This window comes from Limosilactobacillus sp., assembly GCF_041859915.1.
In the GTDB taxonomy this organism is placed as follows: domain Bacteria; phylum Bacillota; class Bacilli; order Lactobacillales; family Lactobacillaceae; genus Limosilactobacillus.
Map to the genome: position 1 here is coordinate 1 of NZ_JBFLGB010000050.1, position 11,264 is coordinate 11,264.

Annotated in this window: 9 protein-coding genes and 2 pseudogenes; 10 read left to right on the forward strand and 1 reads right to left on the reverse strand. The window is 45.9% G+C overall.

Annotated features, from left to right (window positions below; translation table 11 throughout):
* Positions 1 to 140: 140 nt before the first annotated feature.
* From eno to smpB, 8 genes and pseudogenes are all read left to right on the forward strand, one after another.
* Positions 141 to 374 (forward strand): annotated as a pseudogene (eno, locus tag ACEYV4_RS07105) (phosphopyruvate hydratase); the annotation flags it as partial.
* Between the two features lie 154 nt (positions 375 to 528).
* On the forward strand, positions 529 to 2,256 hold the full coding sequence (ptsP, locus tag ACEYV4_RS07110) for a phosphoenolpyruvate--protein phosphotransferase (RefSeq protein ID WP_373842641.1): 1,728 nt from the start codon (positions 529 to 531) through the stop codon (positions 2,254 to 2,256).
* Positions 2,257 to 2,350: 94 nt separating this feature from the next.
* On the forward strand, positions 2,351 to 3,739 hold the full coding sequence (locus ACEYV4_RS07115) for an amino acid permease (protein WP_373842642.1): 1,389 nt from the start codon (positions 2,351 to 2,353) through the stop codon (positions 3,737 to 3,739).
* 76 nt (positions 3,740 to 3,815) lie between these two features.
* On the forward strand, positions 3,816 to 5,339 hold the full coding sequence (locus ACEYV4_RS07120; protein WP_373842643.1) for a chloride channel protein: 1,524 nt from the start codon (positions 3,816 to 3,818) through the stop codon (positions 5,337 to 5,339).
* Between the two features lie 77 nt (positions 5,340 to 5,416).
* Positions 5,417 to 5,656, forward strand: coding sequence for a preprotein translocase subunit SecG (gene secG / locus ACEYV4_RS07125; protein ID WP_373842644.1), 240 nt, complete (start codon positions 5,417 to 5,419; stop codon positions 5,654 to 5,656).
* A 58-nt stretch (positions 5,657 to 5,714) separates the two neighbouring features.
* Positions 5,715 to 6,488 (forward strand): alpha/beta hydrolase, encoded by a 774-nt coding sequence (locus ACEYV4_RS07130; protein ID WP_373842645.1) that lies wholly within the window; start codon positions 5,715 to 5,717, stop codon positions 6,486 to 6,488.
* Positions 6,472 to 8,844 (forward strand): ribonuclease R, encoded by a 2,373-nt coding sequence (gene rnr, locus ACEYV4_RS07135; protein WP_373842646.1) that lies wholly within the window; start codon positions 6,472 to 6,474, stop codon positions 8,842 to 8,844. Before ACEYV4_RS07130 ends, rnr begins: the two co-directional genes overlap by 17 nt.
* A 24-nt stretch (positions 8,845 to 8,868) precedes the next feature.
* Entirely contained in the window at positions 8,869 to 9,342 is a 474-nt protein-coding gene (smpB, locus tag ACEYV4_RS07140; RefSeq protein WP_373842647.1) for an SsrA-binding protein SmpB, read from the forward strand.
* Between the two features lie 54 nt (positions 9,343 to 9,396).
* Here the strand turns inward: smpB and ACEYV4_RS07145 are convergent, their stop codons facing one another.
* Entirely contained in the window at positions 9,397 to 9,966 is a 570-nt protein-coding gene (locus ACEYV4_RS07145) for an LURP-one-related/scramblase family protein (protein ID WP_373842648.1), read from the reverse strand.
* 135 nt (positions 9,967 to 10,101) lie between these two features.
* Here ACEYV4_RS07145 and ACEYV4_RS07150 point away from each other — a divergent pair, with 135 nt between their 5' ends.
* Entirely contained in the window at positions 10,102 to 10,806 is a 705-nt protein-coding gene (locus tag ACEYV4_RS07150; RefSeq protein ID WP_373842649.1) for a uracil-DNA glycosylase, read from the forward strand.
* 33 nt (positions 10,807 to 10,839) lie between these two features.
* Positions 10,840 to 11,169, forward strand: a pseudogene (locus ACEYV4_RS07155) (phosphate acyltransferase); the annotation flags it as partial.
* Positions 11,170 to 11,264: the final 95 nt, after the last annotated feature.

Genomic DNA, 11,264 nt, shown 5'->3' on the forward strand with positions numbered 1-11,264 from the left:
ATGATTTTGATCCATTTGTTTACTTGTTTTTTACTTTGAATATTTTTACTTGGGAATAAAATCATAATTCCGGCCAATAAAATAAAGAAAGGAACAAATTTCTTAAAACCAGCATTGGAACTATGAATTAAAATCAATGCGCGATTGTTTCACACCGTTCTGGTGAAACTGAAGACACGACGATTGCGGACCTGGTTGTTGCTACGAACGCTGGTCAGATTAAGACTGGTTCTATGAGCCGGACTGATCGTCTTGCTAAGTACAACCAGTTGATGCGGATCGAAGACCAACTTGGCGATGTTGCCCAATACAAGGGCATTCACTCATTCTACAACCTGAGCGAACAAGCTCGTCAAGACATCGAGAATCGTTAATCCGTTAATTAAGGATTAGAACTGAAGCTGTGACTGTGAGGCCACAGCTTTTTTTGTTTTAAGAAACGGTAGTGCTTTCCTATAAGATGTTATAATTTACAGGAGTGCATTTGTTCGGGAAATCCTGCGAGTACACCTGTAAGGGGGAAATAATATGTCAGAGGACATTCAGGGAATTGCAGCTAGTGATGGAATTGGAATAGCGCCAGCTTACCTGCTAACTGAACCTGATTTATCATATCAAAAACACAAGATTACTAACCCGACACAAGAATACCAAAGAGTTCAACGGGCATTTTCTGCTTCAATTCAAGATATTCAACAGATCAAGGAAAAAGCTAAGAAACGCCTTAGTGACAAGGAACTAGATGTATTTGATGCCCACATTGCAATTTTGTCTGATCCAGAAATGTTAGGACAGATTAGAAGTGAAATTAATGACCTACGGGTGAATGCGGAAGAAGCCGTCTCAAAGGTTACGGGAAACTTTGCTAATATGTTAGCAGCGATGCGAGATAATGAATATATGCAAGAACGAGCAACTGATGTTCGTGATATTGCCAAGCGTACCCTTAGTCACCTGTTAGGTAGGAGATTGCCTAGCTTAACCGCAATTACTGAGCCAGTGATTATCGTAGCCCACGAACTAACGCCATCTGATACCTCTCAGATGAACCCAAAATTAATTAAGGGAATCGTTACTGACCGTGGGGGACGGACTAGCCATGCAGCAATTATGTCGCGGACCCTTCGTATTCCTGCCGTGGTGGGAACTGACGATATCACTAAGCATATTCAAAATGGTCAGTTAATGGTGGTGGACGGCTTGAGTGGTCACGTGATTACTAATCCATCACCTGCCCAAGTTAGCGCTTATCGGCAGAAAGCCACTGGTTTTAACGAACAGAGTGCTGAGTGGGCACAGTTAATTGATGCCCCGTCGATTTCTAAAGATGGTCAGCGCTTTGATATCACCGCCAACATTGGAACACCCGATGATGTGAATGATGTTATTAAACAGGGAGCTGATGGAATCGGTCTCTTTCGGTCGGAATTCCTTTACATGGGGAGTGACCACTTGCCAACGGAGGATGAGCAGTTTCAGGCTTACCGAAGAGTAATTGTCAATATGCAAGGAAAACGGGTCGTTGTCCGAACATTAGACATTGGTGGCGATAAGCCCTTGCCGTTTCTACCTTTACCGCGGGAAATGAATCCCTTCCTTGGTTACCGGGCAATTCGAATTTGCTTGAAGCATCCCGAGATTTTTAAGCCACAGTTACGAGCACTAATTCGCGCCTCTCAATATGGACCACTCTCGATCATGTTTCCAATGATTGCCACGGTTCAAGAGTTGCGCCAGGCCAAGCGGATTTTTAACGAGTGTAAAGCAGAGCTTCAGGAACGTCAGCCGGGGATTGGTGATGACATCCACCTTGGGATGATGGTTGAAATTCCACTTGCGGCAATTAATGCTGAGAAATTAGCCCGGGAAGTTGACTTCTTTAGTATTGGAACGAATGATTTGATTCAGTACAGTTTTGCGGCTGATCGGGGCAGCGATGCTGTGTCCTATCTTTACCAACCACTGAATCCTGCCTTCTTGCATCTCTTGAAGAATGTTATTGATGCTGGGCATGCCCACCATATTCCAGTAGCAATGTGTGGCGAAATGGCTGGAGATAAGTGGGCCTTGCCATTGTTAATGGGAATGGGGCTCGATGATTATTCGATGTCTTCTACGTCAGTCTTAAGAACACGGAGCATGATGGCCAAGCTTGATACTAAGGAATGTCGTCACGTTGTTAATGATGCGATTACTAATTGCGCGACTAACCAGGAAGTTAAGGATCTGGTTAAAAACAGCTTGAATATTAGATAATCTTCTTAAAAGAGGGGGAAGCAGTTTTAGCGGCTTCCCCCTTCTTTATTTGGTGTATAATTTGAAAAGCAAAGGGAAAAGGAGCTGATAAAAGATGAGAGACAAGGCACCCCAACTGCGGCGGTCAATGACGGCGGGACAGATGGAGATGATCTCACTCGGTGGTGCAATCGGGGTCGGCCTATTTATGGGGGCTACTTCAACGATTAAGTGGACCGGGCCATCTGTCTTGTTAGCTTATGCATTTGTCGGTCTGATCCTTTATATCGTGATGCGAGCACTTGGTGAAATGGTCTATGTCAATCCAGGAACGGGTTCCTTTGCGGATTATGCGACCGAATATGTTCATCCCTTGGCTGGTTACCTGGCAAAGTGGGCGAACGTCTTTGAATATATCGTCGTGGGGATGTCCGAGGTGGTGGCGGCAACCGAGTACCTAAAGTATTGGTGGCCCCATATGCATACCTGGGTAGCTGGAATCGCTATTATTATCTTTTTGGTATTAGCTAATTTAGCCAGTGCCAAGGCATATGGGTCATTAGAATTCTGGTTTGCGATGATCAAGGTCGTTACCATTATCTTTATGATTTTGCTGGGCTTCTTGGTGATCTTTTTTGGGATTGGCAATGGTGGTCACCCTACCGGCTTTAACAATTTATGGGCCCATGGTGGTTTCTTTACTGGTGGCATTTCAGGCTTTTTCTTCTCCATGTCAATCATCGTTGGCTCGTATGAAGGAATTGAATTGTTGGGTATCTCAGCTGGTGAGGTAGCTAATCCCCAACGGGCCATTGTCAAGTCGGTGAAGTCGGTGCTCTTCCGTATCCTTATCTTTTATGTTGGCGCAATTTTCGTTATCGTGACAATCTATCCGTGGAACAAATTAAGTAGCGTTGGCTCACCGTTCGTGTCAACCTTTGCCAAGGTGGGAATTACGGCAGCCGCTTCGATTATTAACTTTGTGGTGTTAACTGCAGCCCTGTCTGGGGCCAATTCTGGTATCTATAGCTCCAGCCGAATGCTATTTAAGCTGGCCCATGAAGGGGATGCCCCGCAAATCTTCGGTCGCTTGTCCAAACGAATCGTTCCCGACGCGGCCATCCTGGGTATTTCTGGTGGGATCATGCTGGGCTTTATCATTGATATGGTGGCCTCCGTTTATAATAAATCAACAGCAAACATGTTTGTGGTTGTCTTTAGTTCTTCCGTTTTACCGGGGATGATTCCTTGGTTCGTGATTTTGCTGGCTGAATTGAAGTTTCGGCGTAATAATCCAAAGTTACTGGCAAACCACCCCTTTAAGCTGCCACTTTACCCATTTTCAAATTACTTTGCCTTCTTGATGCTAATTGTAATTGTGATTTTTATGTTTATTAATCCGGATACCCGCGTTTCGGTAATCGTTGGTGCGGCCGTGTTAATCATTGCAACCGTAGTTTATCTAGTCCGTCATCATGGTCAGGTGAAGGCTAACCGTGCTTAGCAAAAATTCACAGCGTGTTAGCTGATTTTGTTATAAAATGGAACGGTTAATTCTTTTGATGGGGTGAAATCATTGTATGCAGCAGAAAATTGAGCACGACAGTCAAACTAAACAGCTTTTTCGGGCCATCTTAATTGGCTTCCTTGCGGGGACCGTAGTGAGTGTTTTCCGATTAACTATCCAACATTTATTAATTTTTGTTGGCCATAGTTTTCAGTATTTTCATACCCATCCATTATGGTTGTTACCCTGGGCACTAGGATCAGTGGCCTTAGCTTTGGCTCTGGGAATAATGGCCCAACGTAACCCGAACATTAAGGGCTCAGGAATTCCTCAGGTAGAAGGCCAGTTAACCAGCCAATTTGATGAAGAATGGTGGCCGGTTCTCTGGCGTAAATTCGTCGGTGGAATCTTGGCAATTGGTTCTGGCCTTTATCTGGGTCGGGAAGGACCATCAATTCAACTTGGTGCTACCGTTGGTCAGGGAGTTGCAGAAAAACTGCACACTAACCAGCTGGATCGCCAGGTTAGTATTGCCAGTGGTGCCGCGGCTGGCCTATCAGCGGCCTTTAACGCGCCGATTGCTTCAACGATCTTTATCTTAGAAGAGGTCTACCATAATTTTTCACCGGTCATCTGGTTGGCAACGTTCGTCAGTGCCCTTTGTTCTAACATGGTTTCAATGGTCTTCTTTGGCTTACGGCCAGTATTGAATGTTCCCTACCAGCAGATGCTACCAACCCGGTATTATTGGCACTTGATTGTCCTTGGGCTGATGCTGGGGATCTTGGGGCGCTTCTACCAGGTTGTTATCCTGCACTTGGGGGAATGGGCTGCCAAGCTGAAATGGCTGCCACCGTTTGCTTATCCCGTAGTGCCATTTTTATTGGTAATGCCAATTGCCTGGTTTTGGCCGCAGACCCTCGGTGGGGGGAATCAGCTGATCGGCCTATTGCACGTGATGCCGGTGTCCCTCAAACTTTTTGTGGGCTTGTTCGTCCTACGCTTTGTCTTTTCAATGATCAGTTATGGGTCTGAACTGCCCGGGGGCATTTTCCTACCAATCTTGACACTTGGTGCGGTGCTTGGTGGAGTCTATTGTGCTTTGATGACTCAATTAGGACTACTACCAGGTCGGTATTTGCCGAACTTTGTAATTTATGCAATGGCTGGTTACTTTGCCTGTATCAGTAAGGCGCCCTTTACCGCTATTTTATTAATTACCGAAATGGTGGGCTCCCTGGCGCACTTAATGCCGTTGGCAACAGTGGCGGTGATTGCTTACCTGGTGGTTGATGCGTTGCATGGTGAGCCGGTTTATACGGCAATGTTTAATGCCTTCATTGGTAAGCATCCCCAACGTTGTGATCACAGCGCAACGGTGCCGGTGACAATTTACAAGGGAGCGCGGTTAGATGGTTGCCAAATTAAGAATTTTGCTTGGCCCGCTAATAGTATTGTGACCCTGATTTACCGGGGAGAAGATAAACTGATTCCGAATGGCCGGACCCGCTTAATGGCTGGTGATACGATCCTGGTCCGTGCCGACTTTACACCAGATCAACGGGCGTACCATCAAATCATGAATGCTGCTCACTGAGCGGACATGTAGCAATCAAGACCTGGTTATGTTATGATATTAAAGATATAGTGGGTAAGTATTAGGAGGAAAAATCCTTGTATAACACATTAATGACTTTATTTTTAATTGTTTGCGTGGTGCTAATTGCCTGTGTCATGATGCAGCCAGCAAAGAACGATAATGATGCAATGTCTGCCTTGACTGGTGGTGCCGGAGACCTATTTTCTCGACGGAAGGCCCGAGGCTTTGAGGCGGTCATGCAAATTGTAACGACAATTTGTGGGGCACTTTTCTTCATCTTGGCATTGGCGTTAGTTTACGTATCATCACATTAGATTAGTTGTGTGCCCCCTGACTAGTTCCAGGGGGCCTTTTTTATGAAGGGATGAGAAAATGGAAACCTATGCGGGAGAGTCCTTTTATTTCAAAGGTGGTCGTCAGGCGGTTGTCTTGCTTCACGCCTACTCAGGCAATACCAACGATGTCCGGATGCTTGGTCGCCAACTGCAGCAGCACGGCTACACAGTATTAGGGCCACTCTTCACTGGTCATGGTGGTGACTTTTGCCGAATTATTCAAGAAGGTAGTACGGATGCTTGGTGGGCCGATACCCAGTTGACAATTCGTCGCTTACGTGATAGTGGGATTAACCAGATCGCCGTTTTTGGCCTATCATTAGGCGGCTTATTGGCTACCCGTGCCTTGGAAAACGATCCTCAACTGGCTGGCGGTGGAATTTTTGCTTCACCGATTACTACTTGGGGAGCTTCTAACGTCCCGGAATACTTTCCCCGGTTAGCTGATCGCTACTACCGGCGAATTAAATTGCCAGTGGATGATGAGAAAAAGAAATTAGCATGGATTGACCAGCACCTGCCAGATCAATTAGCCGATATTCAGGCAATGGCCAAGCAATTATCACTTCATTTGGGGCAGTTAAAAAAGCCCTTCTTCATTGCTCAAGGTGGTCAGGATGAGATGATTGATCCTCATTCTGGTGCTCAACTTGCCCAGCAATTGCGTGCGCAAGGGACACCGGTGGATTATCATTTTTATCCCAATGCGACCCACCTCCTAACGGTTAATACGGCGCACCGCCAACTCTTTGCGGACGTCTTAGATTACTTACATAATTTATTCGAGGTATCAGATGACAAAAACAAATAGTAAATTAGATTTAGCAGACCAAATTTTAGAGTATTTAAGAGATAACATGGGAGTTAGCTACTCTGCCGAACGGGTAGCCTACCATTTTGGTATGGATAATGGCAACCAGTTTACTCCGGTGGTCCAGGCACTTGCTAAGCTGGAACGGGAAAAGAAAGTCCGGGTTACCGAACGGGGTGAATTTGAGGCCGTTATTAAGCGGGAGCCCTTGGTGGGGACTTTTCATGGTAACGACAAGGGCTTTGGCTTCGTTGAGTATGATCCTGACTTACCGGACATGTATATCAATCCCGACCATACTATGCATGCCCTCAATGGTGACCAAGTCGCAGTTAAGGTATTACGACCCGGGAAGCCCGGCAGTGATCAAGGCCCTGAAGGTCAGGTTACCAAGATCGTGGAACATAATTACGAACGAGTAGTTGGTGAGTTTAAGCAGGAGACCATTGGCAACTATATTGGGGAGATCCTTCTGAAGGACAAGAAGCTCAACACTTACCGTTTCTTTGTTTCGGATAAGGGCCTGAAACCGTTAGATGGTCAGGTTGTGACGGCTACGATTGCTACTTACCCAGATGATGAATCACCAAAGGTTCTGACGGGCGCGGTAACCGAAGTGATTGGAAACAAGGATGAACCAGGGATCGATATCATGGCGGTTATTTATGCCCATGATGTTCCACATGAGTTCCCGAAGGCAGCACTCGAGCAGGCTAATAAAATTCCCTTGCACGTCCTACCACAAGAACGGCGAGGGCGTAAGGACATTACCGACCAACCATTGGTAACGATTGATGCCATTGAATCCAAGGACCTGGACGATGCGGTTGTTGCTTGGAAGATGAAGAATGGTCATTATCACTTAGGCGTCCATATTGCCGACGTTAGCCATTATGTTAAACCGGGTACCCCTTTGGATAAGGAAGCCTTCAAGCGTGGTACCTCAGTTTATTTAACCGATCGGGTAGTACCGATGTTACCTAAACGATTATCTAACGGGATTTGCTCCCTAAACCCGGGTGAAGATCGATTGTCGATGAGTTGTGAAATGGAAATCGACGAACAGGGTAAGATTGTCAATCACCGAATCTTCCCTAGCGTCATGCGATCACATGCCCGGATGACCTACAAGGCAGTTAACCAGATCTTGGAAGCTCACGACCCGAAGACAATCGCCGAATACAAGGACCTTGTACCGATGTTCGAAACAATGGGGGAATTGCACCGGATCCTGTTAAAGAATCGGCATCGTCGAGGGGCAATCGATTTTGATGCTCCGGAAGCTAAGATTATCGTTGATGATAAGGGGCACCCAATTGATATTAAGCTTCGGGAACGAGGCCTGGCGGAACGGATGATTGAGTCCTTCATGCTAGCTGCTAATGAAACCGTGGCTAAGCATTACTTTAAGGAAAAGGTGCCATTTCTCTATCGGATCCACGAAAAGCCCGATCAAGACCGAATTAAGTCGTTCTTTGATTTCTTAAGCGTCTTTGGCATTACTGTTCACGGTGACATTAATAACGTTAAGCCCAAAATGCTCCAAAATGTTTTGAAGGAAGTTGCCGGTAAGCCGGAGGAACAGATGGTTCAGGTCATGATGCTGCGGAGTATGCAACAGGCTAAGTATTCTGATGAGGAAGTTGGTCACTTCGGCTTGGGAGCTCCATACTATACCCACTTCACTTCACCAATTCGGCGGTATCCTGACGACATGGTTCATCGTTTAATCAAGTGGTATCATGAACACGGTAAGAATGAAAAGTCAAAGGATCATTGGCGTGACAAGCTTCCAGAAATTGCTGAACATACTTCGGTTACCGAACGACGAGGGATCGATACCGAACGGGATGTCGACAGCATGAAGAAGGCCGAATACATGGAAGACCATATTGGTGAAACCTTTGATGCCGTGGTTAGTTCCGTTATGAAGTTTGGCCTTTTCGTCGAATTACCTAATACTGTTGAAGGCTTAATTCATATCAGTGTGATGAATGATGACTATTACGAATATTCCGAAAAACACCTGGCCTTGATCGGTCGCAAGACACACCGGATTTTCCAAATTGGTCAGCCAGTCCAGGTTAAACTGATTCGGGTTGACAAGGACTTACGAGAAGTCGATTTTGAGCTGGTTCATCCTGAGAATACGCCAACTACGAAGATTCGTGTACCTCATGATGACCGTCGTGGCGGTCGGCGTCGCGGTGGTAACCATGATCATCGTGGCCATCATCGTCGTAATCATGATGGTCACCACAATGGTCACGTTAATAATCGGCAAATTAATCGTGGGCAGAGCCAGCATCATAATAATTCTCGAGATCATTACCAAGCGGGACGCCGTCATCGTTGACATTAAAAATAATGGAGGGATAACATGGCAAAAAGATCCCAACGACATAAGAATGATAATTTAATTGCCCAAAATAAAAAGGCCCGCCATGATTATTTTGTGACGGATACCTATGAAGCCGGTTTGGTGCTAACCGGAACCGAGATTAAGTCGGTGCGCGCCCACCGGGTTAACCTTAAGGATGGCTTTGCTCAGATTAGAAATGGCGAGGCTTGGTTAATGAATGTCCACATTAGTGAGTATGATAATGGTACTTACTTTAACCAAGATCCATTGCGTAATCGTAAGCTACTACTGCATAAAAAAGAGATTCATCGTTTAGCAGGAACATTGCAAGATAAGGGGATCACCCTTATCCCATTGAAAATGTATATTAAACATGGTTATGCTAAAGTCCTATTGGGTGTAGCTAAAGGTAAACACCAGTATGATAAGCGTGAAGCGATCAAACGGCGTGAACAAAGCCGTGAGATTGAACGGGTAATGAAACATTATTAACTAAATAAGCGGTCTCCAGGAGTGAGTGATACTCTTGGAGACCGCTTTGTTGTTTTAGTACAAAACGTTGGAATGGTGGTGACGAAGACTAATCCCCATCCCTAAACTGCTGCATGTTTGGGGATTGTGAAAACGTAGTCGGCTGGGGCGGCGTTGTCCTCGGCGAGCCCAGTGATCAAGCACGCTGGCAACGAGAATTGCTAAAGGCTCATCAGCTTGGTAATCAACCGTTAATTCATGATAGTAGGTGGCCGTCTTTTCTACCGGTTGAATTGAAAAGACCCGGTGGCCGCCTTGAAAGACTCGGTAGCGACCGGCTAAAGGTGAGCCGACGATAATCCAATTGAGACCACGGATAAAGATAAATTGCCGGACGAAGCCTAAGGACTTAGCGACCGTGCCCACTTTTTGCCGATTGACATAGAGGGAAAATTTTGGTAAAAGGCCAAGCGACTGCTGCTTGACTTCTGCTAGCAGGGCGCCACTGATGGCATAAAGGGAGAGGACATCGTGACGCATTCCCCATTTGCCAACCAGCAAGTAACAAGACCGCCCTTGATAATCACGGATAATGGTTGTGCCATGAAGATCCGTGGCATGGTTACGAAGATATAATTTGCGCATAATTTCACCACCATTTTGCCTATTTAATAATATTTTACCAGTTATTTGAAAAAAAGCCCACCGACAAAGCGTTTTCATTTCAATGAGCAGATGAGAAGTAGATATGCTAAAATAGTAAGCGAGGTGCTGATAGTCATGAAACAATTAATCCATAATGACTGGTGGGGTGTTTTGGAACCACAGTTTGAGAGTGCGTATTATGCACAGTTACGCAAGTTCTTAAAGAAAGAGTATTCGCATTATACCGTTTATCCGGAAATGCATCATATTTTTGAGGCCTTTGAATGGACACCCTTTCATAAGGTGAAGGTAGTTATCCTTGGTCAGGATCCATACCATGGTCCACACCAAGCCCATGGTTGTAGTTTTTCTGTCTTGCCAGGAGTACCGGTTCCACCATCGTTAAAAAATATCTATAAGGAATTACATGATGATGTTGGTTGCAAACCGGTTAACCATGGTTACCTCAAAAAATGGGCTGATCAGGGTGTCCTGCTTTTGAATTCGGTATTAACGGTTCGTGATGGGCAGGCCTTTTCCCACAAGGGTCATGGTTGGGAAAGGTTAACGGATGCAGCGATTCACGCCCTTTCTGAACGTCCTAAGCCGGTCATCTTTATCCTGTGGGGACGGGCTGCTCGAGATAAGAAAAAGTTGATTAACCTTAATACCAACATTGTGCTTGAGTCGGCCCATCCGAGTCCCCTTTCTGCTAACCGTGGATTTTTTGGCTCACGACCATTTTCTAAGACTAATGAAGCACTTCAGGCAATGGGAGAAGAGCCGATTGATTGGCAACTACCAGCCCATCCGGTTGTTGACGAGCGAGTAGCAAACTAGTAGATGCTTAAGTCATTAGAGGAGGTTTGCATAATGGAATTATTTGATGAAATTGCGGCAAAGGTAAAAGGACAAAATAAGACGATTGTGTTCCCAGAAGGTGAAGATAAGCGGGTCTTAGGTGCCGCTGTTCGTCTGCAAAAAGATGGCTTAGTCAAGCCAATCTTGTTGGGCAAGCGCGCTGATATTGAAAAGACGGCTAGTGATAACAATTTTGACATTACTGGTCTTAAGATCATTGACCCGGCCGGATACCCAGCAGCGGACAAGAAGGCAATGTTCGACTCCCTACTAGAACGGCGGAAGAATAAGAACACACCGGACCAGGTTAAGAAAATGCTGGAAGATATCTCTTACTTTGGATGGAATCGGGAAGATCGCGTGCTCGTCCCAGTCGCGCGCGCGCGGCGCCATCTCCTCCCGTGCGAACTGGCGCGCGGTGGCCTGGAAGGCGCGTT